Below are 24,727 nucleotides of genomic sequence, written 5' to 3' on the forward strand. Positions count from 1 at the left end.
AGGAACAAGACGATGTCGATGGCCGACCGCGACGGGGTGATCTGGCTGGATGGGCAGATGGTGCCCTGGCGCGAGGCGAAGACCCACGTGCTCACCCACACCCTGCACTACGGGATGGGCGTGTTCGAGGGCGTGCGCGCCTACAAGACCGAGCGCGGACCGGCGATCTTCCGCCTGCAGGACCACACCCGGCGGCTGTTCAATTCGGCCAAGATCCTCGGCATGACGATCCCCTACACCGCCGAGACGCTGAACGACGCCCAGGTCGCCTCTGTTCGTGACAACGGACTCGAAAGCGCCTATCTGCGCCCGATGTGTTTCCTCGGCTCCGAGGGCATGGGACTGCGCGCCGACAACCTGCTGGTGCACGCAATGGTCGCGGCCTGGCACTGGGGCAGCTATCTGGGCGACGAGGGGATCGAGAAGGGGATTCGGATTCGCACTTCGTCCTTCAGCCGGCACCATGTGAACGTGACCATGTGCAAGGCCAAGGCGAACGGCAATTACATGAACTCCATGATGGCCCTGCAGGAGGCCACCCGCTGCGGCTATGACGAGGCCATGCTGCTGGATACCGAGGGCTATGTGGCCGAGGGCAGCGGCGAAAACATCTTCATCGTGCACGATGGTGTGCTGTTCACCCCCGACCTGACCTCCGCACTCGACGGCATCACCCGCCGTACGGTGATCGAACTGGCGCACGAGGAAGGGCTGGAGGTCATCGAGAAGCGCATTACCCGCGACGAGGTGTACATTGCCGACGAGGCCTTCTTCACCGGCACCGCCGCCGAGGTGACCCCGATCCGCGAGGTCGACGATCGCCCGATCGGCACCGGCACCCGCGGCCCGATCACCGAGCGCCTGCAGTCACGCTACTTCGACGTGGTGCAGGGCCGCGACAGCCGCCACGAGGGCTGGCTGACCTTCGTCTGAGGCGCCCGAATTTTCCGTCAACCGGATGCGAGAAGAATCATGGTGAATCCCGATACCGCCCACCATCAGGACCAGTACCAGACGCCGAACGCCCAGACCGAGATTACGGTCACGCGCAAGGACCTGCCGCTGCACTGCCCCACGCCGAAGATGGCCCTCTGGGCCTCGCACCCGCGCGTCTTCCTCCCGATCGACGAGACCGCGGACGGCCGCTACCTGTGCCCCTACTGCGGCACCCAGTTCATCCTGAAAGACGACGACTGATTCGTCCGGTCTCCTGAGACCGATGTCCCAAGCCCACGGCTCCGGCTGCCCTGGGCATGCAGTTGGGAGTGGGGCGAGCGCCTTATGGCCAAGATCCTAGTAATCAAGCATGGCGCCTTCGGCGATGTTGTCCAGGTGGATGGGGTGCTGCGCGACATCCGTCAGCAGCACCCGAGTGACGAACTCGTGGTATTGACGACTCCGCCATACCGGTCGATCTTCGAACGTTGTCCTCACGTGGATCGCGTTCTCACGGAGACGCGACCGAAGGCACGCGAGCCCTTGCTGTGGTGGCGCCTGGCACGGATGTTACGAAGCGAACACTTTGATCGTGTCTACGATCTGCAGAATTCCGGCCGGACGTCGATCTATCGCCGCTATGTCCTAAAACACGCCGACTGGGTCTTCGGCGAGCGCAAGCGTGGCGAAGAGTCGGCGCTCTCCGCCTTTCAGCGACAGCTCGCGGAGGCCGGGCTGGATACGCCCCACACCCTTGAGCCTGATCTTGGCTGGATGGCGGATGATGTCACGTCCATCCTTCAGGCCCGTGGCGTGTCCGGCAAGTACATCGTTCTGATCCCGGGATCCTCTGCCAGCCACCCCGAGAAGCGCTGGCCCCACTACGCGATCCTTGCTTCGGCGCTCGCTGACCATACGGAGTATCAGGTGGTCACCGTGCCGGGGCCCGACGAGATTGAGCTCTGCCAAGCCATCCCCGCGACGCCCCTGTTTGGCGCCCATGACGAGGTGCTCGACTGGTTCGGGTTGGCGGGGGCGATCCGGGACGCCTCATATGTGGTCGGAAACGACACCGGGCCGACGCATGTCGCGGCGTGCCTCGGCAAGCCAGGGCTGGCCTTGTTCGGGCCGCATGCCTCGCCCGTCCGCACGGGGCTGTCCCGTGCCAACTTCCGGGCTATCGAGGCGGACGACCTGAAAGAGCTCCCGATGGAAACCGTGTTGCGGGAGGTGATTGCGGATCTGCGATCCGGCTAGCCCTTGTAGTCCGAATACGACTTTTCCTCGACAATCGCCGAGTTGCACAGCGTGTTAACGGCCTTCTTGATGCGGGCACGCTCGTCGTTGGTGATGTACACCGACCGCGCCAGCTCTACGAATCGTTCCCCGAAATCTTTCTTCGCCTCGCACTCGCGGATCTCGTCCTCGATCTCCCATAGCTTCGAGTTCACTTCGCGCAGGTCCTGCTCGAGACCTTCAACTTCGGGGCTGTCCAGCCCGGCCTGTACCCACGTTTCCTGAAGTACATCCAGCTCATGGCGAATGTTCCGGAGCTTCTCGGCATCGTCGATGCGCTCGTTCTTGATCTTCAGGATCGTGATCTTGTCCAGCAGTTCGCCGGCACCGACCTCGACAGTGATGGTGCCGGGGATCTTGGTTTCCATGAATCGGACTCCTCGCCCTTGGCTTGTTTGCCGCAGGGTGTGGTTGTTGGGGGGTGGGTTCTGGATGCTGTGGTGCGACTATTACAAGTCCATAAGTCGCATCGGGCGATACACTCGAGCATGCTTGTGAGCATGAACGAGGTACCCGGCTGGTGGTTCTCACCAGTTCAACGTTCGATTAGGGCCCACTTCCGGGGCGGCGCCAAGGTTTAACGAGGGAGTAACCCTCCAGATAGTCTTTCGTACACATCAATTGTGCGCTGGCACATTGTCTCCAGAGTCCACGCATGAGGCCAATACGGAGCTGGAGCATTCCCTGCCGCCCATTGTGCGAGTCTTTCAGCAGCATGTTGGATTCCTCCTGCCGGTATTCTTCCTTCTGGGAACAGCTCGCCTAGCTGCTCGCCTACGCCGCCATGATTGTATCCGAGCACGGGGCGCCCGAGGCTCAGGGCCTCAAGGGTGGTGCGGCCAAAGGACTCCGGTTGTGTGGAGATGGATAAAACGGCATCTGAGACGGCCAGGATTTCGCGGAGGTCGCTTCGTGGCCCCGTGAAGGTCACATGGGGGGTTAGCCTGTTCGCCGAAATTCTGGTTTGCAGTTCTCTGCGGTAGCCTTCTTTGCGCGGGTCGGTACCACCGACGAACAGTAGGTGCGCAGGGATGTCCCGATCTTGCAGGCCCTGCAGAATGTCCAGCGCGTCGAAGTGTCCTTTTAGTCGAGTGATACGTCCCGGCAGTACGATCGTGTAGCGTCCCTGAAGCTGGGGGAACGTTTTCTCCCACAGGGCCATCCAGTCCGATGAGGGCCGAAACCCGGGGTAGTATTCGCCGGTATCAATTCCGCGATGGATTACCTCGATGCGCCGGGGGTCAAGATTCGCGTATTGGTTCAGTAGAAACGAGCGGAGGCTTTCGGATACCGAGACCACCCGCTCACCACGCGTGAGGATCGCACTGTAACGGTTGACCGAGTTGAAACCGTGTACCGACGTGACCAGTCGCGGTCGTTCGCTGGGGGGCAGGCCTGACCAAGCCTTCCAGGCTATCCAGGCCGGCATACGCGATCGAACGTCGATTACGTCTACCCGCTGTTCGCGGAGGAACTGGCGTAGTGGTCGAACCAGGCGAAACGTCCAGGGCGACTTCTTCCCGATGGACCAGGAAAAGTGTTCGCTCCCTTGCGCCACGAGATCTGGCACCATCCGTCCGCCCGCAGACATCACCAGGGAGCGATGGCCGGCGGCAACCAAGGATTGCCCGATCTCCAGGGTTCCGCGCTCCACACCGCCTGATTCCAGCGCGGGGACCATTTGCAGTACGCGCATCATCTATGCTTTGGGCCTGAGTTGATCGTGGGTACGTGTTGCCTCTTCCTCGCGTATCGGGTCGTGCAGCAAACGCACCATGCTGCCCACAAGTATGATCATGAAGATCAGTCGGCCAGCCTCCATCGTCGATTCGAACAGGGAGCCGATGGCGAATGCGCTGAGCAATACGATCGCAGGCTCTCGGGCAGACGGAGAAGTCTTGAAGACCAATGCGGCTAGCAAGGCCAGCCATGCGATCAGGCCAGGTAAGCCGAATGTCACGAAATTCTCGATGTACTGGTTGTGAAAGTGGGTAAACTCGGTGATAACTCGGGGTTCGTAGCCATGCGTGCCGAGTGTTTCCTTTGCGGCGTTATGGATTTCGGTTCGGTCCGCTCCAAGGCCTGTTAGCGGATTGCGCATCCCCAGCTCGGCCCCGATATGCCACTGCTGTATCCGCGTTCCAAGGCTGGACTGGAGTTCTCCGGATTGAATTAGCCGGATTTCCTCCAGCGAGCGGTCGATACGGTCATGTCCTGCAGACCAGGTCAGCCCAGCGACACCGAGAAGTACGGTCGCAAGTAGGAGCCACTTCTGCGAAGTGAGCATGGCCGAGCGGCGCAGCCGAAACAGGGCGATCAGCGTTGTGCCCACAATCCAGATCAGCCAAGCCCCTCGAGTACCGGAGGCTATGGTCCCGGCAAAGGCAAGGCCGGAGAACATGAAAAAGACCATGACACCCGGCAGTCGAGGGTGCGTGGAGGCGCGATACAGTGCAAGGGTGCCAAGTGTGCTGAGAAGGATGCCGAACGGTACTGGATTGAATCCGAGTGTGGCTCGTCTTGCGCCTTCGATGGCGACCTCGTGAATAGCTAGGGCGCCCGCGACTGCTGCACCTAGCCCGACCCCCCACCAGAACGCGGCGGCACTAAACCCGGTGCGGGCCAGGTGGAGGAATACGAGAACCCCCAAAATAAAGCGCAGAGGCTTGCCGAGTTCGTCAATGGGTGTGCCGTGCGATAGCCCGAGGGCGATACTGGAACCCCCATATGCCACCAGTCCGAGTATCCAGGGCCAGTGTAGCTTGAAGGCTTCGGGGAAATCTTTGGCGAGGGGATATAGGGTCGCCAGTGCCAAGAGCAGGAGCGATGCCGTATAAGGACCATGCTCGTGGGCGATGATCCCGGTCAGTGCAGCGAACACGAGCAACGAGTTCGCGAAGTAAAGAGGGCGTTTTCTCAGCGTACCCGTTACGGGGCGGAGCGTTTCAGAAAATCGGGAAAGGGGCACAAAGCGGCCTCGGCATTTGAAGCTCGTGTATTCTAGACGATTCGCTAGACCGATTAGAGTCTGAGTCCGCAGGGGCAGGATGACGTGAGGGTTTTCGTAATCAGCCTGGATCGCGCCGTTGAGCGTCGCGCGGCGGTCAAGCGAAGGCTGGGGCGCTGCGGTGTTGTACCGGAGTTTGTTCCTGCGGTCGACGGGCGCCGTTTGTCCGAACCCGAGGCTCGCCAGCGGGGTTACCGGGCGAGTCGATTCCATCAGCCGCTTCAGGCATCCGAAATCGGCTGCGCCCTCAGCCATTTTCAGGCTCTGAGGTTGTTTCTGGAGACGGGCGAAGCGTCGTGCGTGATTCTGGAAGATGATGCCGAGGTATCGCCGAATCTTATCGAACAGGTTCAAAGGCTGGAAAGCAGCATCAGTGGCTGGGATCTGATCAAGCTGGAGAACCGCCCTGGTACCGTGAAGGGGCCGGTGGTCGCGCGCGTTGAGGGTATGGATGTTTTCGTGTCCCTGCGCCCGGGCTTTGGTGCGACGGGCTTCGTCTACTCGCGGCTTGGCGCCAGAAAGGTTCTGGACTCCTGGGGGGCTGCCTTTTCGAGGCCATACGATACCTTGTTGTCGCAGGCTTGGAGAAAGCGTATGTGCATCCTTCAGGTTTTTCCCGCGCTGGTATGGGAGGACGGTGGTGAGTCGATGATGGCCGGTCGTGTACCTCGCTCTTCGGGGCCGCCGGGGCTTGCCGGGTTGATGCGTGGAATGGATCGCTTGACTGATTCCCTGGGCAAGCGAGTCCACGCCTGGTTAATAAGTCGATGGAAAGTTCACGTGCTTCCGGCCTACCGACCTTGAGGCCTTGTTCGCGATGGACTGTTTGGTAGGTGACCGATTGGTTTTCAGTGCGATGGGGCTGTTATGGTTTCTCGTTTAGAGATTGTCGATAAAGAAGGCTTTCGTTGATGGGTGCAGCCGCTGAAGTGGCAGAACAGGTCGAGGCGTCGTTGCGCGGGGCGCCGTCCGAGGGGTATCCGTATCGGCGGTGGTATCCGCAGGCGGTGCTGCCCGAGGCGGCGGCGCGTGCAGTTGAGGCACTGCCGTTCAAGGCGCCGGCGATCGGCGATACCGAGGGCAAGCGCGAGACGCACAACAGCTCCCGCCGCTTCTTCGATGCCGAGAATCGGAAGGCCTTCGAGGTCTGCGAGAGCGTTGTGGCGGCCTTCGAGAGTCCGCAGGTGCTGGATGCGATCTTTGAGGTGTGCGGCGTGGACGTGAGCGGCAATTACCTGCGCATCGAGCACTGCCTGGATACCGAGGGTTTCTGGTTGGCACCGCACACGGACCTGGGTGTAAAGAAATTCACCATGCTGCTGTACCTGTCCACCGATCCGGGCTACGAGAACTGGGGCACGGATGTGTACGTGGATGCCGAGACGCACTACGAGACCGCCCCGGGGACTTACAACAGCGCCCTGGTATTTGTGCCGGCCGACAACACTTGGCACGGCTATCATCGGCGCCCGCTTGAAGGTGTACGCCGGTCCCTGATCATCAACTACGTCACTGAAGAGTGGCGCAATCGCCACGAACTGGCCTCGCCGGATACCCCTGTGCAGCGGGGTGTGCCCGCTTGAGCGAAAGCCGGACGCGGGCCGCTTGGCTGTGAACGAGATCTCGTGCTGGACCCTGACCACCGGCGAGGCCGGGATGACCAGTCAGGTCCGTGGCCTGGCCGAGGCCGTCGGACTGCCCTACGAGCACAAGACGGTGGGTCTGCGACGCCCCTGGCGCTGGATGCCCGGTTCCTTTGCTCCGGGCGTGCTGCGGGGGCTGACCGCTGAGAGTGATGCCCTGGAGCCACCCTGGCCTCGCCTGCTGATCTCTTGCGGTCGGCGGAGCGCCACGGTCGCGGTCGCTCTCAAGCGCGCCAGTGGTGGCGCGATCATGACTGTGCATGTGCAGGACCCGCAGATCTCTCCGCGCCATTTCGACTGGGTGGTGCCGCCGCGCCACGATGGGCTTACCGGTCCCAATGTCATCGCGACGCGCGGCGCCCTGCACCGGGTGACGGCTGAGCGGCTGGAGGCGGCGCGCGTGGATCTGGGGGACGCCTGGGCGGCGTTTCCCCGGCCCTGGATCGCGGTGCTGATCGGGGGCGCGACTCAGCGCGGTGATCTGGGGCAGGAGCGACTGGATGCCCTGATCCGTGACCTGCGTTCGGCCGCAGAAGCCTCCGGGGGGAGTGTGCTGGTCACGCCCTCGCGGCGGACGGGCGCGGCCAGTACGCGACGACTGGTCGAGGGGCTGGCGGATGTTCCCGGGTTTGTCTGGGACGGGCAGGGCGAGAACCCCTTTATGGCAATGCTGGCAACAGCCGACCATATCGTGGTCAGTGCCGATTCCGTGTCCATGGTCTCGGAGGCGGCCGCGACCGGTGTCCCCGTGTACACGGTGGCCCTGGGGCCGCTCGGCCGTCGCCTGCAGGCCTTTCACTCTGCCCTGGAGGCGGAAGGCGTGACCCGACCGTTTACCGGGGCGCTCGATCAGTGGTCCTACACGCCGGTCAACGACACGCCGAAAGTGGCTGCGCATATCCTCAGAGAATTGCGTCTGGACGGGGAATTCAGCCCCTGATCCAGCAGGCGGTCAGGCTTGCCTGTGTTGCCAAGTGGCATGGGACTGAAGATTACGGTTGGTTCTGCCTCGCCCCCTTGAATGGGCTGAACCCGGACGGGATCCCAAGACTAAGAGTCTTCAGGGTAGAACAGATAATCCTCCTCGCCCTCGACCAGCCCTCCCACTGGGCATTTTCCTCCTGATTGACCCAGCACGGCTGCCGAATAGCCGAATCGAGAAAAGAAATCGAAGACATTGTCGGGCTCGTATCCCATGCGTGCACAGGTTTCCGGGCCAATCTCGCAGTAGACGAGAGGACGAAATTCCCTCAAAGTCTTCTCTCCGCCCCGAAGAATCTGCAACTCGGCACCTTCCACGTCCATCTTGATGAAGTCGAGCCGAGACAGTTCTCGTTCGGCGACGTACGTGTCCAAGGTGACTGTTTCTACGGTTTCCACGATGTACCGGTCCCGTTTTGTCTCGTCACCAAAATGCGCTAGCCCGATACCCAGCCGACCAGATTCCTTGATCGGGATGCTGATCCTCTCGCTTCCCGCCTGGTTCGATAAAGCGCGTGAATCAATGCGAACGTTGTCGAAACCACCCACCACTCGTTCGAGGATAGATCGTGTGTACGGGACTGGTTCAAAACAATGGACCTCGCAGTTGCCGTCATGAATCAGTGCGAATTCCTTGGCCAGGTAGCCAAAATGTGCGCCAACGTCGAAGACTGTTCCGCCTTTGGGGATGAAACGTGCGAGGCGTTGTACACGCGGGCGTTCCTTGGGATTGTGGCGGGCCTTCAGGTAATGGAGCCACCAGGCAAAGCGCTGGCGCCAGTGTGAATAGACAGGCTCTTTTGGTAATTCCATCGGTTTCTTATCCAGCTGGGTTCGGACGGGGGAAGTGGACAAGCCGTCTCGCGGTTGCAAGTCCAGTCGAGAACTTTCAGTAAGGGGCTGTAATAGGCCACCAGTATAGCTGCTGTATTGGAATGACCCGCTAGCGCTGGGTTTGCTTTCCGCCCGACGATGGCCCCTTGAGAGTTCCGCTTAGTTCGCATAAGGATCGGGCAGGCCCGCGCGCTTCTTGAAGCGTTTGTGGGTCCAGAAGTACTGCCCCGGGGCATCCATCACGGCTTCTTCGATGATGTGGTTGATGCGCAGGGTGTCGGCGTAGGCGTCCTCGGTGGGGAAGTCTGCCACTGGAGGGTGGATGGTCACGACGTAGTGGCCGTCTTCTCGCCGGTAGCCGAAGAAGGGGAGGACTGGGGCGCCGCTGACCCGGGCGATGCGATGGGTGGCGGTCTGCGTGTTCGCGGGTTCGCCGAAGAACGGGACCAGTTCGGTCTGGCGCCCGCTGGTGGCCTGGTCGGGCGCGTACCATACGGGCATGTTGTTGCGCAGGGTGCGCAGCAGCCCCTTCACGTCGTCGCGCGCGATCACGCCGGCTGTGTGCCGGTTGCGATTGACCTTGAACAGGTAGTTGATCAGCGGGCGTTCGCTGGGACGGTACATCGCGGCAAACTCCCGGTGCAGCGCCAGCAGGCGCCCGCAGAGCTCGAGTGTGGTGAAATGGGCGCTGACCAGCAGGGCCCCCTTGCCCTGCTCCAGCGCCCTGTCCAGATGTTCCAGCCCGTGGATTGTGTAATGCCCCTTGAGTTGCGTGTCGCGTCCCCACCAGGCCATGGCCATCTCGAGGATTCCCATGCCGGCGGCCTCGAAGTGCTCGCGCAGCCACTGTTCGCGCTGGTCGGGTGGTTGGTCCGGGAAACACAGTGCGAGATTGGTGCGGGCGATCGCACGGCGTTCGCGGCCGAAGCGGTAGAACAGCCGCCCCATGCCGCGGCCAAGCGCCTGTTGCCAGCGAATGGGCAGCTGGATGACCAGTCGCGCCAGGCCGATCACCGCCCACATGGGCCAGCTGGCGGGCCCGCGGGGCGGGCGTTCGGTCGTGCTCGGATGTTCGGGCCGGGCCGTCACGGATCGGAGTCTCCCTGCGAATGACCCGCGTAGTCTACACGGCGCTCCTTGCGTTGCTGACCCCCTTGTTGCTGATCCGCCACGGACTGCGCAGTCCTCGGGCGTCGGTGCGGGTGCGGCCGGGCGAGGTGATGGGCTGGGCCCCACCGCCGGAGTCGGCCGAGATCTGGATTCATGCAGTATCGGTGGGCGAGGTGCTGGCGGCGGAACCCCTGATTCGCCGGCTGCTGGCGTGTGGCCCGCGGCGCATCCTGGTGACCACCACGACGCCGACCGGGGCCGCCATGCTGACCGAGCGGCTTGGCGACCGGGTCGTGCATCGATTCATGCCGTTGGACTTGCCCTGGCTGCAGAGGCGCTTCCTGCGGACGGTACGACCGCAGTGCATCGTGGTGATGGAGACCGAGATCTGGCCGAACATGCTTGCGGCGGCGCGGCGTGCCGGGGTGCCGGTCGTGCTGGCGAATGCTCGGATGTCCGGACGTTCGGCCCGGCGTTATGCGCGGCTCCCGCGGCTGATCGCTCCGGCAATGAGCGCATTTGACTGGATTGCCTGTCGCAATCCGCTGGATCGGGAGCGTTTCGTCGGCCTTGGGGCTGTGCCCGAGCGCGTGACGGTCAACGGTGATATCAAGTTCGACATCCGCATCGAGGAAGCCGATCGTCAGGAGGTTGAGTCCCTGCGTCCGGTGGTTGAGGGCCGCCCGGTGGTTATTCTTGCCAGCACCCATGCCGACGAAGAGGCTCAATTGCTGCCGGGGCTGCGCGCACTGCGCGCCGAGTATCCACGCCTGCTGGTGATCGTCGCGCCACGCCATCCGCAGCGGTTTCCCGAAGTCGCGGACCTTCTGGAGCGTTCCGGCCAAACCTTCGTTCGCCGCAGCAATGGTTTCCCGGATGCCGCGACCCATTTCTGGTTGCTGGACACGCTGGGCGAATTGAAACGTTTCTTTGGTCTGGCTGATGTCGCCTTTGTTGGTGGTTCACTGGTGTCCGTTGGCGGGCACAACCCCTTGGAGGCCGCGTTGTGGAACTGTCCGGTCGTCATGGGGCCGCACGTCGACAATTTTGAGCTTCTGGTGGGGCGTATGGAGGCCGCGAACCTGCTATGGCGCTCAAGGAATGCCGAAGAGGCTGTCACAAGGATGGGTGCATTGCTTGGTGAGGATGAACCTCTACGCGAGGTTTTGCGGCAGCGCGCCACCGCTTTTATTGCAGAAAACCAGGGCGCAACCGCGCGATTGACGGACTATGTAAATCACCATGCCGCCCCGGACGAAGCGGGCCGGTCCGGAAGGTCCTGACTCCTTTTGGCTCGGTGTGCACCAGTGTGCGCCTCTGGTCGTTGTTCCTTCCGGTATCAGCAAATGCCACCGGCGCGCCGCAGCCACTGACCGCATTGGCGGCATCGGTACCGATAGCCGCGCTTGTTGATAAGAAAGTGCCGGCGGGCGCTCAGGGGTTGGGAGCCGCATCCGCATGCGTAGTCGTACTGGCGCATTTTGCGGGTGGTGAGCCCCGTTGTATGCGTGATCCGGGGATTCGGAAAACCCATGGTCCGCATCAGCCCCTTCCATTCGGGGCCGTGAGGTCGAACCCTGCGCGTACCATGGGTGCGGTAGACCAGCGAGTGTGCCACCTCGTGCGCCACGGTCTCGGGAAAGTGCTGATCCCATTCAAGGCCGAAGGCTTCCGGATTGAAGCGCAGGGTTTCCGTGTTCTTTCTCAGGCGCCACTGCCCGGCTGCCCGGCCTTTCAGGTCAAATCGAATATCGGGAAGGCCTTTCTCCGGTGTGCCCGCGACCAAATGATAGAACCGTGCCACTTCGTCACATATCTGTTTTCTCTTTTCGGGAGAAAGAGTGCGCGCGGAGTCTTGTATTTCCCGCGTATTCTTATAATCTTTCTGGCATCGTTCCATGGGTTCGTATTATTCTGCCGTGGCAAAGTTTTAGAAATTGGGGCGGCGTCACGATGCCCTTTCGTCCAAACCTGTCATTGAATCGATTTTCAGCATCCGGGAGTTCTGCATGAGCATGGATAACAAGAAGGCCTCCGATCTGTCGGCCGAAGAACTGTACGCCCTCGCGCGCCAGCGGGAAAAGGAAGAAGCCGAGCGCAAGGAGGCCGAACGTCGCCAGAAGCGCGAAAAGCTGATGGAAAAGCGCAAGGAGATGCTGGCGCGCCACCGCAAGGAGCTCAATGAACTGGAGCGTCAGATCCGCGAACTGGGCGGTCGTGTAGGCCGAGCCGCCAGCACCGGTGGTGCTCGTCGCGGGCGCCGGGCCGGTGGCGAATCCATCAGCCAGAAGCTGTGCGAGATCGTGGCCACCCGGCCGGAGATGGGGATCAAGGAGATCAAGGCCGAGGCCGAGAAGGCGGGCCTGGATACCAAGAATATCAGTCAGACCCTGGCCTATCTGAAGCGTCAGGGCCGTCTGACCTCGCCGCGTCGCGGGATCTACAAGGCGGTCTGACCGCCCCGTGGGTCCGCCCGTGCACTGTCACGGGCGGATCTGCAGACCTTCCTCCGTACGTGTCAGTTCACCATCGCCCGCAAACCAGCGGGCGATGGTCTTTCCGGCGATCTCGTGGCGCCAGCCGCTGCCGAGGCGGCCGGTGGTGCCGTCCCCCTTCAGCAGCTCGATCACATCCTTGCGCTGTGCGATCGCGGCGGCGGTGATCTGGTTGCGCCGGGCGCATTCGCGCAGCAGGGCCATGCCAATGTCGGCCAGGACCTCTTCGGCCTCGGTGAGCCTGGCCTTCTCCGGGAGTTGCGGCCATTGTTCGCGGGGCAGGGCCTGGCCTTCGCGAATCGCCTCCAGCAGTTCTTCCTGACGCGGTGGCTTCATGCCTTCGGGGAAGCCCCGTAGCTGGTGCAGGGCATCGGTGTCCTGTGGCGTGCGCCGGGCGATGTCGATCAGGATGTCGTCGGCCAGGATCCAGCGTCGCGGGCGATCGCTCGCCTGTGCCGCGCGTTCGCGCCAGGCGGCCACGGCCTTCAGCACGCCCCGCTCGCGCGGCTTGAGCCGCTTGACGCCGGAGACCCGCTGCCAGGCCCCTTCGGGGTCCGGCTCGTAGAGGTCGGGGTTGCTCAGCGCCTCCATCTCCGGGCGCAGCCAGTGCATGCGGTCGTGGCTCTCCAGTTCGTGCAGCAGGCGCATGAACACGGTGGCCAGGAAGCGCACGTCGTCCGCGGCGTAGCGGATCTGCTGCTCGCTCAGGGGGCGACGCGACCAGTCGGTGCGGGTCTGGCTCTTGTCGAGGTCGCGGTCGAGGATCGCCTTGACCAGGTTGGCGTAGCCGACCTGCTCCCCGTAACCGAGCATGCTGGCGGCGATCTGGGTGTCGAACACCGGGGTGGGCACCCGACCCAGTTCGCGATACAGGACTTCGAGGTCCTGCGACGCCGAGTGGAAGACCTTGGTCACGCCGACATCGAACAGCAGGGGTTCGAGCAGGCGGATGTCCAGCTTCAGCGGGTCGACGCAGGCGATCTGGTCAAGGGTGGCCAGCTGGATCAGGCACAGGCGCGGGTAGTAGGTCTTCTCGCGCATGAACTCGGTGTCCAGCGCGATCCAGTCGGTCCCGGCGATGGTGTCGAGGAAGCCCTGCAGGGCCTCCGGGGTCTCGATCAGGCCGTGATCATGCATCGTGCGACTTCTGGCTGGCCTCGAAGGCCGCCTTCTGCTCGGGGGTGGCCTCCTTCTGGTAGCGCTCCTTCCACTCGCTGTAGGGCATGCCGTAGACGATCTCGCGGGCCCCTTCGTAGTCGACGGATTCGCCGCGTTCTTCGGCGGCGGCGACATACCATTTGGACAGGCAGTTGCGGCAGAAGCCGCCCAGGTTCATCAGGTCGATGTTCTGCACGTCCTTGCGTTCGTCCAGATGCTGCAGCAGGCGGCGAAAGACGGCCGCTTCGATCTCGGTTTGCTTGTTCTTGTCCATTGACGACTCCTTGTTGCCAGTAGTGCGGGCACAGTATGCGGGACAGTCTCCGACGCTTCGAGCGGGGCGCGGGCTCGCTTCCACCTCAGGTCAGGTGCAGCAGCCAGCGCCGGCGCACGTCGCGCAGGAGGAAGAAGATCAGCGGCCAGAGCAGGGCGCTGGTGATCACGGGAGACCAGTACCGGATGCTGTCGGGCGGGAATCCGGTGATCCCCTGGGGCCACAGCGCCAGCAGCTTGAACAGGGCGATCAGGGTCGCGACCACGATCATTTGCTGCCAGACGGGATACACCCGCAGGCGCGGATGGACCTGCAGCACGATGTAGGTGATGACGGCCAGGGCAATGGCATTCTGCCCCAGCAGCTGGCCCATCAGCGTGTCCAGCAGTAACCCGGCGACAAAGGCGGTCAGGATGCCGATGCGGGTCGGAAAGGCCATGGCCCAGTAGATCAGGACCAGCGCCAGCCATTCCGGACGCGCGGGGCGCAGGGTCTCCGGGATCGGCACGATGGCCAGCGCCAGGGCCGCCAGCAGGGTCAGTGCCACCGGCCAGGGGATGCCGATGGCTCGGGTCATGGTGTGCCGGTTGCCTCGTCGTCCGGTTCCTGTTCCGCTGCCGGGGCGTCTGGTGTTGTCTCCATTTCTTCGTCCACATCAAGGGGGGCGATGCCCGACATGATGTCCTCGGTCCATAGCAGCAGGACCTCGCGGGAGCGGTCCAGCGCCGCCAGCGGCTCGGCCTCGATGCTCAGAAACGGCTGACCCTGCGGCCGCTCGACCGAGGTGACCCGTGCCACCGGGTAGTCGGCCGGGAAGCGCCCGCCCAGACCGGAGGTCAGCAGCAGGTCGCCGGGTTCCACGTCTTCCTGCAGCGGGACGTGGCGCATCTCCAGGCGTTGCGGATTGCCGGTACCGACGACCAGCCCGCGCAGTCCGGTGCGCGCACTCAGCACGGGCAGTGCATGGCTGGGGTCCGAGATCAGCAGCGCAACCGAGCTGGTCAGGCGGGTGGACAGGACCTGGCCGATCACGCCGTCCGCATTGATGACCGGCTGGCCGGCATAGACGTCGTCGGTGCGCCCCTTGTTGAGCACGATCTGCTGGCGGAAAGGGTCCAGGTCCACGGCCAGGAGCTTGGTGATCTCGACGCGCTCTTCGGCCTGCTGGGCGGTGTTCAGCAGCGCGCGCAGGCGGTCGTTTTCCAGTTGCAGTGCCTCGAAGCGCAGCTGGCGGGCGCGCAGCTCGGCGTTCTCGCTGCGCAGGATGCGGTTCTCGGTGATCAGATCCTCGCGGCTGGTGAACGACTCGAATACCCGGGTGACGGCCCGGACCGGCGCGTCCACCGCGACCTGCAACGGGTAGGTGACCGTGGCCAGCGCACCGCGGACAAACTGCAGTTCGTTGACACGGTGGTCCAGCGCCATCAGCGCCAGGCCCAGCAGGATGACCGCGAGCAGGCGCAGAGTGGGCGAGACACCCAGTCTGAACAGCGGCTTGCTGATGGCATGACCTCCGGTTGCGGATCGCGTCTACGGGTCGAACCGCGTCGAGGCATCTTCCCCGCGCGGTCTTGCTGACCGGTTGGGCCCGGAGTGTAACCCGAACCCCTGCCGTGCGGGGGAGGCGCGGCGGGGCTGAGTCGGGCCTTATTCCATCGCCAGGAAGTCGACCCGTTTCTCGTCCAGCATCTCCAGGACCCGGCCGCCGCCGCGGGCGACGCAGGTCAGGGGGTCGTCGGCGATGACCACCGGGATGCCGGTCTCTTCCATCAGCAGGCGGTCCAGCTGTTGCAGCAGGGCCGATCCGCCGGTCAGCACGATGCCGCGCTCGGCGACGTCCGCGCCCAGTTCCGGCGGGGTCTGCTCCAGCGCGGTGCGCACCGCCGAGACGATGCCGTACAGCGGGTCCTGCAGGGCCTCGAGGATCTCGTTGGAGTTCAGGGTGAACGAACGTGGTACGCCCTCGGCCAGGTTGCGGCCCTTGACCTCGATCTCCAGCAATTCCTTGCCGGGGTAGGCGGAGCCCACCGCGTGCTTGATGCGCTCGGCGGTGGCTTCGCCAATCAGGACGCCGTAGTTGCGGCGTACATAGGCCATGATGGCCTCGTCGAAGGTGTCGCCGCCGATGCGCACGGACTCCGAATAGACGATGCCGTTCATCGACAGCACCGCGACCTCGGAGGTCCCGCCGCCGATATCCAGCACCATCGAGCCGACCGCCTCGTCCAGCGGGATGCCGGCGCCGATGGCCGCCGCGACCGGTTCCTGCAGGAGGTAGACCTTGCGCGCCCCGGCGCCGAAGGCGGATTCGCGAATCGCACGGCGCTCCACCTGGGTGGCACCGCAGGGCACGCAGACCAGCACCCGCGGGCTGGGCCGGAAGATCCGGCGTTCGTGCACCTTCTTGATGAAGTACTGCAGCATCTTCTCGGTGGTGGTGAAGTCGGCGATCACGCCGTCCTTCATCGGACGCACCGTCACCACGTGCTCCGGGGTGCGCCCGAGCATCTTCTTCGCCTCGATCCCGACGGCCTCGATGGAGCGCGGGCCGCCCGGGCCGCGATCCTGACGAATGGCGACCACGGAAGGTTCGTTCAGGACGATGCCCTGGCCGCGCATATAGATGAGGGTGTTGGCGGTGCCGAGATCGATGGAGATGTCGTTGGAGAACAACCCCAGGACGCGTTTGAACATGAAGTGGCAACCTGCTTGAGTGGGCGGGCGGGAAAGCCGTCGACTCTAGCAAGCGCCCGGGGTTTGGGCAACAACGGCTTTGTGGTAAGTTTGCGCTCCGTTTTGCCCGTTGAACTGAACGCAACAGGACCCTTCCCGCCATGTCCGTCGATACCTCCGAAGTCCGGCGCATCGCCCATCTCTCCCGTCTTGCCATGAACGATGACCAGGCCCGGGATTTTGCGGGAGGGCTGAGCGATATCTTTGCCTTTGTCGAACAACTGGATGGTGCGGCCATCGAGGGTGTCGAGCCGATGGCCCACCCGCTGGATGCCGAGCAACGCCTGCGTCCGGATGCGGTCACCGAGCCGGACCGGCGCGAGACCTACCAGGCGATCGCCCCGGCCGTCGAGGGTGGTCTGTACCTGGTCCCGCGCGTCATCGAGTGATCCCCGCGCGGACCGCATTGTTGCCGTTCTGTTGAATCCGTCACGCTTCTAGCCAGCAAGAGTCCCCGAAACCATGGCCCAGGAAACCCTGTCCGGCTGGGTGCGCAAGCTCCAGGCCCGCGAGATCAGTTCGCGCGAACTGACCCAGCTGTATCTGGACCGGATCGAACGCCTCGATCCGCAACTGAACAGCTTCATTACCGTGACCGCCGATCAGGCGCTGGCCCAGGCCGATGCCGCCGATGCGCGTCTGGCGAAGGGGGAAGAGTCCCCGCTGCTGGGGGTGCCCGTCGCGCAGAAGGACATCTTCTGCACCGAGGGGGTGCGCACCTCCTGCGGCTCGCGCATGCTCGATCCGTTCGTCTCGCCCTACAGTGCCACCGTGGTCGAGCGCATGAATGCGGCCGGCGCGGTGATGCTGGGCAAGACCAACATGGACGAGTTCGCGATGGGCTCCTCCAACGAGACCAGTTTCTATGGCCCGGTGCGCAACCCCTGGGATACCGAGCGTGTCCCGGGTGGATCCTCCGGCGGCTCGGCCGCCGCGGTGGGCGCGCGTCTGGTGCCCGGCGCGACCGGGACCGATACCGGCGGCTCGATCCGCCAGCCGGCCGCGTTCTGCGGCATCACCGGGCTCAAGCCGACCTACGGCCGTGTGTCGCGCTACGGCATGATCGCCTTCGCCTCCAGCCTCGACCAGGGCGGCCCGATGGCCGCCACCGCCGAGGATTGCGGGCGGATGCTGAACGCGATGGCGGGCTTCGACGAGCGCGACTCCACCAGCGTCGAGCGCCCGGCCGAGGACTTCACCGCCGCCCTCGATCAGGATCTGAAGGGCCTGCGCATTGGTCTGCCGACCGAGTTCTTTGGCGAGGCCGGGCTGGACGAGCGGGTGCGCGGCGTGATTGATGCCGCCATCGAGGTGCTCAAGGGCCGTGGCGCCGAGGTGCGCGAGGTGGGCCTGCCCAACAGCCACCTGTCGGTGCCGGCCTATTACGTGGTCGCCCCGGCCGAGTGCTCCTCCAACCTCGCGCGTTTCGACGGCGTGCGCTACGGCTATCGCTGCGAGAACCCCGAGGACCTGATGGACCTCTACACCCGCTCGCGCGGGGAGGGCTTCGGCGACGAGGTGAAGCGTCGCATTATGGTCGGCACCTACGTGCTGTCCGCCGGCTACTACGATGCCTACTACCTGAAGGCGCAGAAGGTCCGGCGCATCATTGCTGACGACTTCCGCCGCGCCTTCGAGGACGTCGACGTGCTGCTGGCGCCGACCACACCGGAGCTGCCGTTCGCGCTGGGTGCCAAGGCCGACCCGGTCAGCATGTACCTGTCGGATATCTACACCATCGCCGCGAACCTCGCGGGGCTGCCGGCGATGTCGCTGCCGGCCGGCGAGATCGACGGCCTGCCGGTCGGCTTGCAGCTGATCGGCAACTATTTCGACGAGGCGCGCCTGCTGGGCGTCGCCCACCAGTATCAGCAAGAGACCGACTGGCACGCCCGCGTGCCGGCGGCCTTCGCCTGAGGGCCCTGAACATGGAATGGGAAACCGTCATCGGGCTGGAGATTCACGCCCAGCTCAATACCGTCTCCAAGATCTTTTCCGGGGCGCCCACCGCCTACGGCGCCGAGCCCAACCGCCAGGCCTGCCCGGTGGACCTGGGCATGCCCGGCGTGCTGCCGGTGCTGAACCAGGGCGCGGTGGAGCGGGCCGTGATGCTGGGCCTGGCGATCAATGCCGAGATCACCCCGCGCTCGGTATTCGCGCGCAAGAACTACTTCTATCCGGACCTCCCCAAGGGCTACCAGATCTCGCAGTTCGAACTGCCGATCGTGGGCCTGGGCCATCTGGATATCGAGCTGGAAGACGGCACGACCAAGCGTATCGGCGTGACCCGCGCGCACCTTGAGGAGGACGCCGGCAAGAGCCTGCACGAGGGCTTCGAGGCGATGACCGGTATCGACCTCAACCGCGCCGGCACCCCGCTGATCGAGATCGTCTCCGAACCGGAACTGCGTTCGGCGAAAGAGGCCGTGGCCTACATGAAGAAGCTGCACTCGCTGGTGCGCTATCTCGATATCTGCGACGGCAACATGCAGGAAGGCAGCTTCCGCTGTGATGCGAACGTCTCGATCCGGCCGAAGGGTCAGGCCGAGTTCGGCACCCGAGCGGAGCTGAAGAACCTGAACTCCTTCCGCTTCGTCGAGCGCGCGATCAACTTCGAGGTCGAACGCCAGATCGACGTGATCGAGGGTGGCGGCACGGTGGTCCAGGAGACCCGCCTGTACGACCCGGACCGCGACGAGACGCGCTCCATGCGCAGCAAGGAAGAGGCCAACGACTACCGCTACTTCCCCGATCCGGACCTGCTGCCGCTGGTCGTGGACAGCGCCTTCATCGAGACCGTGCGCGAAAAGCTCCCGGAGCTGCCGGACGCCAAGCGCGCCCGCTTTGTCGAGCAGTACGGCCTGTCCGACTACGACGCCGGTGTGCTGACCGCGACCCGCGAGATGGGCGACTTCTACGAGGCCGTGGCCGCCGGCTGCGATGCGCCCAAGCTGGCCGCCAACTGGGTGATGGGCGAGTTCTCCGCCGCGCTCAACCGCTCCGAGGTCGAACTGGCCGAGGCCCCGGTGAATGCCGAGGGCCTGGCCGGCCTGCTCGCGCGCATCCAGGACGAGACCATCTCCGGCAAGATCGCCAAGGAGGTCTTCGAGGCGATGTGGAACGGCGAGGGCGACGCCGACGCGGTGATCGAGGCCAAGGGCCTCAAGCAGATCACCGACACCGGCGCGATCGACGCCATCATCGACGAGGTCATGGCCAACAACCCGCAGCAGCTCGAGCAGTATCGTGGCGGCAAGGACAAGCTGTTCGGCTTCTTCGTCGGCCAGGTGATGAAGGCCACCCAGGGCAAGGCCAACCCCGCCCAGGTGAACGAGCGCCTGAAGGCGAAACTCGACGCTTGATCATGTCCGAGGTCAGCCGCGATGCGTGAGGCCGATACCTTGCACCGGTTCATGCTGGAGGAGGCCGGGGTGCGCGGCGAATGGGTGCACCTGGATGCCGCCTGGCAGGCCCTGCTGGAACGCCACGAGTACCCGCCCGTGGTGCGCGACCTGCTGGGCCAGGCCTATGCGGCGGTCGCCCTGACCGCGGCCACCCTCAAGTTCGACGGCTCGTTGATCCTGCAGGTCACCGGCCCCGGCCCGGTGCACATGATCGTGGCCCAGGCCGACGGCCAGGGGCGGCTGCGCGGGCTGGCCCGCTTTCGCGAGACGCCGCCCGAGGGCGCGACACTGGCCGAGTGCGCCGGCGAGGACGCACGGCTGATGCTGACCCTGGACCCGGGGGATGGCGGCGAGCGCTATCAGGGCGTGGTCGAGCTGGAGGGCGAGACCCTCGCGGACGCGATGAACGTCTACTTCGAGCGTTCCGAGCAGCTGCCGACCCGGCTGTGGCTGGCCAGTGGGGCGCAGTCCGCGGCCGGCATGCTCCTGCAGGCGCTCCCGGGCGAGGGTGGCGATGCGGTGACCCGGGACTCGGAGGAATGGAACCGCGCGACGATCCTGGCCGAGACCACCACCGCCGACGAGCTGCTGGAGCTGGATGCCGGGACCCTGCTGGGCCGGCTGTTCGCCGAGGAGCGCGTGCGCCTGTTCGACGGCACCGGTGTCAGCTTCCACTGCCCCTGCTCCCGCGAGCGCATCGGCGAAACCCTGCGTAGCCTGGGCCGTGACGAGATCCGCAGCATCATCGAGGAGCAGGGCTCGGTGGACGTAACCTGTGAGTTCTGCAACGCCCACTACCACTTCGACCCGGTCGATGCCGAGGCGCTGTGTGCCGCCGAGAGTGCCCAGCCGCCGACCCCGGATACCCGTCAGTAGTCCGCCCCGTACGATCCTTCGGACGTACCCTCTCGTTAGCCGGCCGTGACCCCCGGGGGCCAGTCGGATGTGGGCTGTGCCCCCGAGCGTCCGCGGTCTTGCTATAGATGCAGGACTGACCTTGCAGCGTTCGCAGACGGGGGCGCAATGTATTCCCGGCACACCGAGATCCCCACCCTGGATGTCCGCCCCGGCTGGCTGGTGGAGGCACGCTACTTCAACCATGTCCGCCGTGCCCTGACCCGCCTGGGGCCCGAGATTCGCCTGTCGCCGCCGGGGCTCAAGCACCTGGACCTGATCCTGCAGCGCGATGCCTGGATCGTCGTCGATCGCGTGCTGAACGACATGCCGGTGGTCGCCTGGACCGCCTTCCACTCGCGCGGGCGGCGCAGCCTGCACCGGCCGGTCGCCTGCGAACTGCTGCTGTTCCACGCGATGGCCAGCATGGTGATGAACCGCACCCTGTCCGCGATGGAGCCCGAGCTGGCGGTGGCGCTGGCCGAGGCCGCACCCCCTCCGTCAACGGGCAAGATCCTGCCCTTCCATCCGCGCTCCTGCGCCTGAGTCAGTGTCTCCCCGGGTTCAGGCCGGGGCGTGGCGGTGGCCGCACGCCGGGCAGGCAGGGTCACGGCGCAGGCGGATCTCGCGGAACTGCATCGCCAGCCCGTCGAGGATCAGCAGCCGGCCGCTGAGGGTGGGCAGTCCCATCAGCAGCTTCAGTGCCTCGGTCGCCTGCAGGCTGCCGACCACGCCGGGCAGGCTCGCCAGTACACCGTTGGCGGCGCAGGTGTCCTCGTCACCACCCCCCTCGCCGTACAGGCAGTGGTAGCAGGCCGCCTCTGGGTCGCGGTAGTCAAAGGTGGTCAGTTGTCCCTCGAAGCGGATCACGGCCCCGGAGACCAGTGGCGCTCCAGCCGACAGCGCGGCGCGGCTGATGGCCCCGCGCGCGGCGAAGTTGTCCGTGCCGTCCAGGACCACATCGGCATCGGCGAACAGCCGGTGCATCGCCGCGTCATCGAGGTATTCGGCGCGCGTCTCCACCCGGCAGCCGGGATTCATCGCAGCGATGCGATCGGCCGCCGAGGCCACCTTGTCGCGGCCGATGTCGGCATCGGTGTGCAGGATCTGGCGCTGCAGGTTGGTCACCTCGACGTGGTCCGGGTCCACCAGGGTCAGGCGGCCCACGCCGGCCGCGGCCAGGTAGGCGGCGACCGGAGAACCCAGTCCGCCCAGTCCCATGATCACCGCATGCGCCTGCTGCAGGGCCTCCTGACCCTCCACCCCCACGCCGGGGAGCATGATCTGGCGGCTGTACCGCAGGAGCTGGTCGTCATCCATGGAGCAGGTCTCCGGAGAAAGGCCGAAATTGTAACCGGCGTCACGCTCGCCGGCGGCCCCAGTTAGCTAACGTTCAGGAACGCGGAATAGGCTGAATCCTGGCAATCCTGCCACAACCACGGGTCGGTCGACGCTCCTGACGAGCGCGCGGACGACCCGAATGGAAGGAGGGATCACTCATGAAGCGACTCACGATTCTGGTACCTGCGGCATTGATGGCGCTTGCCCTGGCCGCCCCCACCCATGCGGCCCACCCGATCACCGGCCCGCTGCAGGCGGCGGGTGCCGCCAGCTTCGATGCCGCTGCGCTGCAACCGGTGCGGCATGGCCATTCGCGCGGACACAAGCACTACCGTGGGCATCCGGGGGCGCATGGCCACAAGCAGGCGAAGCGCGCGAAACACCGCGGCCGCGGCCATCACAAGGGCTCGCGCAGCTACGAGCATCATCACTATCACTACTACGACAACCGCTCGAGCCGCTACCGCCACCGCTCTTCGCCCAGCGGCTCGGTCAACCTGCACCTGCGCCTGCCGCTCTGATCCGGCAGCGGTCCTGACGAACCGCGAGCCCCGGCCCCTGGCCGGGGCTTTTTCGTGGTGAAGATCGAGGGGGCGTGAGACGCGGTGCTTCGCGTTTCCCTTATCTTCCAAATCGATCACATTTATGTAAATATTCGGATATAAGACCCCGCCGGTGTAGCGGGGTTTTTTTTGGGGTGGCTCCCCATGGTGGCGCCGGTATCTCGGGGCCGTTTGTCCGTGCGGAATGACGAGAGCGTTTGGCTTGGCGTCGTGGTTCTGCGCGTCTAGCAGGGTTTTATTGACCAGGGAGAAATAACACATGAAGAAAGGACTAGGTGTCCTTGCGGTATCGGTATTGCTTGCAGGTTGTCTGGCCGCACCAGAGCCCCGTCCTGTGCAGCAGGCGGAACCGGAAAAGTCGTCTGGGGGCGATGATTACGAACGAGCCATAGCACTTCTCGAGGCGATGGGGGCGGCGCAGCAGCGGCATCCGCAGCAGTCATCGGGCGTTGCTCCATCCGGATTCGGGCAGATGGGTCCCGAAGACGTTGCTGAACAGTTGGCACCTATGTGGGCGTCCGACAACCAGGGCGCCCGGTTTGAACGTCGCCGAGACGGTTTCCTGATCGATGGTGTCGCATATGTGGAACCGCAGGGAGAGATTTCCTCTTACGGGTTCGATACGACGACCGGTGCGGTCACCTACCTGATGGCTCTCACGGACCGCCAGTACCAGGTGAGAACTGCGAATCCATCCAATGGTCTTGCGCCGGTCACGATTGCGTACGCCGAACGTGGCCGCACAAACTGGAGTATCCGGACGGTGACAGGGGAGACGCTGAGGGGGGCGCACTTGATGCCGACATCGCGAGGCTTCGCTGTCGCGCGAGACGCGAAGGCCTTTGTCTATGCTCCGGGCGAGGGTGTGAGTACGGTTGGCGTCCCGGACGGGTTTCACCTCGCGGCTCACCAGAATGGCGATATTGCCTCCACTGGATACATTCTGGTCGAGCGGAATCCGGCGCGAAGCAGTGGAGAGTCGATGATGCGCACGATGCGTGCTCTCGGGGATGCGCTGGGAGGTAGCTCGGCCGAAGATTACGCGTTGATCAACTACCGTAACCAATCAGTGGTTCCGATCAATATTTCGGCCGAAGGTGGGAAGGTGAATGTGTACTCCGAGTGCCGGCAGCGCAATTCGATCGTGAACGAATGCGCCAATATGCACTCGTTCGAATCTTTGTATGACCCTCGAACCGGGCGTCGCAATGAGGGCCACTATTTTTGGCGACTGCACTGGTTTGCGACCGAGCAAGGTCCGATTGCCGTGACTCATGAAGCCGGATTGCGACGCATTGCGGTAACGCGTCTTGATACCGGCGAGAAGGGCGTGGCCTTCAGTCGTGGTATGGGAATTCCGTCCATGGACGCCGAGCAGTATCCGTCGGGACGGGTTAAGGTCACAGGAGGCTGGGCTTTCAGAACCCATGAACTCACAGATGCATTCGAGGCTTTCGACAAAAGCGATGGCTGATGAGGCCAGGGGTCGTAGCGATTGCTGTATTGGGCCTGGCTGTCTAACCCGAGTTGGGTAAATACCCCGTCACCCGTCACTGAGGCCTGGTGACCAGTGACTTGATGGCTTGCGCCCTGTCGTTTGTGCGCGATTGGCCCCGGTACTTTGTGCCGGGGCCTTTCTGTTGGGTGTGCCTCGAATGAAGAGAGCCTCCATGCTGTTATCCATCATGTGTACCCCAAAAATCACCGGAAGGGGAGCAGCGTGTGGTACACGACAAGGGTACCTGGGGTTGCCTGTGCCTCGGCTATTCAGGCTCGTCTTTGTGGTGCAAGACCCTTCCTGATTAGCAACGAGAGTCAGCTAGTCGCAGAACCCGCTCGGGCACGGGCCGGCAGTGCACGGCGGCGACCAGCAGTCGCGCCGGCAACGTCGCCAGATCAAAGCGTCGGTTGAAGCGGTAGGCGAATGCCGCGAGGTAACGGGCCGCGTACTTGGCGAACGCAAATGCATGGTAGCTCCCGCTGAGGCTGGTCTTGAGGTTGCCGAGCACGGTGTTGATCCATTGGAATTCGGGAAGATCCTGGGGTTTGCGCCCGGCC

At 64.2% G+C, this 24,727-nt stretch carries 28 protein-coding genes; 15 read left to right on the forward strand and 13 right to left on the reverse strand.

The genetic code is table 11. From position 1 onward, the window contains the following. Window positions 1–12: 12 nt before the first annotated feature. The 3 genes from F572_RS0101380 to F572_RS0101390 all read left to right on the forward strand — a co-directional run bounded on the left by F572_RS0101380 (window position 13) and on the right by F572_RS0101390 (window position 2,193). Entirely contained in the window at window positions 13–933 is a 921-nt protein-coding gene (locus F572_RS0101380; protein WP_017940891.1) for a branched-chain amino acid transaminase, read from the forward strand. A gap of 39 nt (window positions 934–972) precedes the next feature. Next, complete coding sequence (locus F572_RS0101385) at window positions 973–1,197, forward strand: zinc-finger domain-containing protein (RefSeq protein ID WP_017940890.1); 225 nt, start codon at window positions 973–975, stop codon at window positions 1,195–1,197. Between the two features lie 84 nt (window positions 1,198–1,281). Further along, a complete protein-coding gene (locus tag F572_RS0101390) occupies window positions 1,282–2,193 on the forward strand; it encodes a glycosyltransferase family 9 protein (protein ID WP_017940889.1) in 912 nt (303 codons plus the stop codon). Here the strand turns inward: F572_RS0101390 and F572_RS0101395 are convergent. The 3 genes from F572_RS0101395 to F572_RS0101400 all read right to left on the reverse strand — a co-directional run bounded on the left by F572_RS0101395 (window position 2,190) and on the right by F572_RS0101400 (window position 5,452). Continuing rightward, window positions 2,190–2,600: a DUF6165 family protein gene (locus F572_RS0101395; RefSeq protein WP_017940888.1), complete on the reverse strand. Its 411-nt coding sequence runs from the start codon at window positions 2,598–2,600 to the stop codon at window positions 2,190–2,192. The two genes, F572_RS0101390 and F572_RS0101395, sit on opposite strands and share 4 nt — an antisense overlap. Before the next feature lie 209 nt (window positions 2,601–2,809). After that, on the reverse strand, window positions 2,810–3,931 hold the full coding sequence (locus F572_RS14930; RefSeq protein ID WP_081601988.1) for a glycosyltransferase: 1,122 nt from the start codon (window positions 3,929–3,931) through the stop codon (window positions 2,810–2,812). Continuing rightward, window positions 3,932–5,452: an O-antigen ligase gene (locus F572_RS0101400; protein ID WP_017940887.1), complete on the reverse strand. Its 1,521-nt coding sequence runs from the start codon at window positions 5,450–5,452 to the stop codon at window positions 3,932–3,934. It abuts the gene before it with no gap. Between F572_RS0101400 and F572_RS0101405 the strand changes: the two genes are divergently transcribed. The 3 genes from F572_RS0101405 to F572_RS0101415 all read left to right on the forward strand — a co-directional run bounded on the left by F572_RS0101405 (window position 5,348) and on the right by F572_RS0101415 (window position 7,822). Further along, window positions 5,348–6,043 carry a glycosyltransferase family 25 protein gene (locus F572_RS0101405; protein ID WP_231291090.1) on the forward strand — a complete coding sequence of 232 codons (696 nt, stop codon included), beginning with the start codon at window positions 5,348–5,350 and terminating at the stop codon, window positions 6,041–6,043. The two genes, F572_RS0101400 and F572_RS0101405, sit on opposite strands and share 105 nt — an antisense overlap. A 107-nt stretch (window positions 6,044–6,150) precedes the next feature. Further along, on the forward strand, window positions 6,151–6,822 hold the full coding sequence (locus F572_RS0101410) for a 2OG-Fe(II) oxygenase (protein WP_017940885.1): 672 nt from the start codon (window positions 6,151–6,153) through the stop codon (window positions 6,820–6,822). A 28-nt stretch (window positions 6,823–6,850) separates the two neighbouring features. Then, on the forward strand, window positions 6,851–7,822 hold the full coding sequence (locus F572_RS0101415) for a mitochondrial fission ELM1 family protein (RefSeq protein WP_017940884.1): 972 nt from the start codon (window positions 6,851–6,853) through the stop codon (window positions 7,820–7,822). A 110-nt stretch (window positions 7,823–7,932) separates the two neighbouring features. Here F572_RS0101415 and F572_RS0101420 read toward each other — a convergent pair whose 3' ends face one another. Further along, window positions 7,933–8,676 (reverse strand): FkbM family methyltransferase, encoded by a 744-nt coding sequence (locus tag F572_RS0101420; RefSeq protein ID WP_231291088.1) that lies wholly within the window; start codon window positions 8,674–8,676, stop codon window positions 7,933–7,935. 180 nt (window positions 8,677–8,856) lie between these two features. After that, complete coding sequence (gene lpxL, locus F572_RS0101430; protein ID WP_255349331.1) at window positions 8,857–9,786, reverse strand: LpxL/LpxP family Kdo(2)-lipid IV(A) lauroyl/palmitoleoyl acyltransferase; 930 nt, start codon at window positions 9,784–9,786, stop codon at window positions 8,857–8,859. 20 nt (window positions 9,787–9,806) lie between these two features. Here lpxL and F572_RS0101435 point away from each other — a divergent pair, with 20 nt between their 5' ends. Continuing rightward, on the forward strand, window positions 9,807–11,090 hold the full coding sequence (locus F572_RS0101435; protein WP_017940880.1) for a 3-deoxy-D-manno-octulosonic acid transferase: 1,284 nt from the start codon (window positions 9,807–9,809) through the stop codon (window positions 11,088–11,090). 56 nt (window positions 11,091–11,146) lie between these two features. Here F572_RS0101435 and F572_RS14935 read toward each other — a convergent pair whose 3' ends face one another. Then, complete coding sequence (locus F572_RS14935) at window positions 11,147–11,707, reverse strand: SprT-like domain-containing protein (RefSeq protein WP_231291086.1); 561 nt, start codon at window positions 11,705–11,707, stop codon at window positions 11,147–11,149. Window positions 11,708–11,816: 109 nt separating this feature from the next. Between F572_RS14935 and F572_RS0101440 the strand changes: the two genes are divergently transcribed. After that, entirely contained in the window at window positions 11,817–12,263 is a 447-nt protein-coding gene (locus F572_RS0101440) for a hypothetical protein (RefSeq protein ID WP_017940879.1), read from the forward strand. Between the two features lie 27 nt (window positions 12,264–12,290). Here the strand turns inward: F572_RS0101440 and rnd are convergent, their stop codons facing one another. The 5 genes from rnd to F572_RS0101465 all read right to left on the reverse strand — a co-directional run bounded on the left by rnd (window position 12,291) and on the right by F572_RS0101465 (window position 16,428). Continuing rightward, window positions 12,291–13,439, reverse strand: coding sequence for a ribonuclease D (gene rnd / locus F572_RS0101445; RefSeq protein ID WP_017940878.1), 1,149 nt, complete (start codon window positions 13,437–13,439; stop codon window positions 12,291–12,293). Further along, a complete protein-coding gene (locus F572_RS0101450) occupies window positions 13,432–13,734 on the reverse strand; it encodes a DUF1244 domain-containing protein (RefSeq protein WP_017940877.1) in 303 nt (100 codons plus the stop codon). The genes rnd and F572_RS0101450 overlap by 8 nt, the downstream gene beginning before the upstream one ends. 85 nt (window positions 13,735–13,819) lie before the next feature. Continuing rightward, window positions 13,820–14,311, reverse strand: coding sequence for a rod shape-determining protein MreD (gene mreD / locus F572_RS0101455; RefSeq protein ID WP_017940876.1), 492 nt, complete (start codon window positions 14,309–14,311; stop codon window positions 13,820–13,822). After that, the gene (gene mreC / locus F572_RS0101460) at window positions 14,308–15,159 is read right to left on the reverse strand and encodes a rod shape-determining protein MreC (protein ID WP_017940875.1); all 852 of its coding nucleotides are present in this window, start codon (window positions 15,157–15,159) and stop codon (window positions 14,308–14,310) included. Before mreC ends, mreD begins: the two co-directional genes overlap by 4 nt. Before the next feature lie 222 nt (window positions 15,160–15,381). After that, complete coding sequence (locus tag F572_RS0101465) at window positions 15,382–16,428, reverse strand: rod shape-determining protein (protein WP_017940874.1); 1,047 nt, start codon at window positions 16,426–16,428, stop codon at window positions 15,382–15,384. 140 nt (window positions 16,429–16,568) lie between these two features. Between F572_RS0101465 and gatC the strand changes: the two genes are divergently transcribed. The 5 genes from gatC (at window position 16,569) to F572_RS0101490 (ending at window position 21,311) form a co-directional block, all read left to right on the forward strand. Further along, the gene (gene gatC / locus F572_RS0101470; RefSeq protein WP_017940873.1) at window positions 16,569–16,856 is read left to right on the forward strand and encodes an Asp-tRNA(Asn)/Glu-tRNA(Gln) amidotransferase subunit GatC; all 288 of its coding nucleotides are present in this window, start codon (window positions 16,569–16,571) and stop codon (window positions 16,854–16,856) included. Window positions 16,857–16,929: 73 nt separating this feature from the next. After that, window positions 16,930–18,384 carry an Asp-tRNA(Asn)/Glu-tRNA(Gln) amidotransferase subunit GatA gene (gatA, locus tag F572_RS0101475; protein ID WP_017940872.1) on the forward strand — a complete coding sequence of 485 codons (1,455 nt, stop codon included), beginning with the start codon at window positions 16,930–16,932 and terminating at the stop codon, window positions 18,382–18,384. An 11-nt stretch (window positions 18,385–18,395) separates the two neighbouring features. Beyond that, entirely contained in the window at window positions 18,396–19,829 is a 1,434-nt protein-coding gene (gatB, locus tag F572_RS0101480) for an Asp-tRNA(Asn)/Glu-tRNA(Gln) amidotransferase subunit GatB (protein ID WP_017940871.1), read from the forward strand. 21 nt (window positions 19,830–19,850) lie between these two features. Continuing rightward, a complete protein-coding gene (gene hslO, locus F572_RS0101485; protein ID WP_017940870.1) occupies window positions 19,851–20,747 on the forward strand; it encodes an Hsp33 family molecular chaperone HslO in 897 nt (298 codons plus the stop codon). 147 nt (window positions 20,748–20,894) lie between these two features. Continuing rightward, complete coding sequence (locus F572_RS0101490) at window positions 20,895–21,311, forward strand: hypothetical protein (RefSeq protein ID WP_017940869.1); 417 nt, start codon at window positions 20,895–20,897, stop codon at window positions 21,309–21,311. Between the two features lie 18 nt (window positions 21,312–21,329). Here F572_RS0101490 and F572_RS0101495 read toward each other — a convergent pair whose 3' ends face one another. Then, complete coding sequence (locus F572_RS0101495; protein ID WP_017940868.1) at window positions 21,330–22,085, reverse strand: molybdopterin-synthase adenylyltransferase MoeB; 756 nt, start codon at window positions 22,083–22,085, stop codon at window positions 21,330–21,332. Between the two features lie 179 nt (window positions 22,086–22,264). Here F572_RS0101495 and F572_RS0101500 point away from each other — a divergent pair, with 179 nt between their 5' ends. Together F572_RS0101500 and F572_RS0101510 are read left to right on the forward strand one after the other, a co-directional pair. Continuing rightward, window positions 22,265–22,627: a hypothetical protein gene (locus tag F572_RS0101500; protein ID WP_017940867.1), complete on the forward strand. Its 363-nt coding sequence runs from the start codon at window positions 22,265–22,267 to the stop codon at window positions 22,625–22,627. A 301-nt stretch (window positions 22,628–22,928) separates the two neighbouring features. After that, window positions 22,929–24,143, forward strand: coding sequence for a hypothetical protein (locus F572_RS0101510; protein ID WP_231291084.1), 1,215 nt, complete (start codon window positions 22,929–22,931; stop codon window positions 24,141–24,143). Between the two features lie 328 nt (window positions 24,144–24,471). On the opposite strand, the gene F572_RS0101515 is transcribed toward F572_RS0101510, so the two are convergent. Next, a partial coding sequence (locus F572_RS0101515) for a transposase (protein WP_018158317.1) occupies window positions 24,472–24,727 on the reverse strand: 256 nt, incomplete at its 5' end.

This window comes from Thioalkalivibrio sp. ALE14 (assembly GCF_000376845.1).
Taxonomy (GTDB): domain Bacteria; phylum Pseudomonadota; class Gammaproteobacteria; order Ectothiorhodospirales; family Ectothiorhodospiraceae; genus Thioalkalivibrio.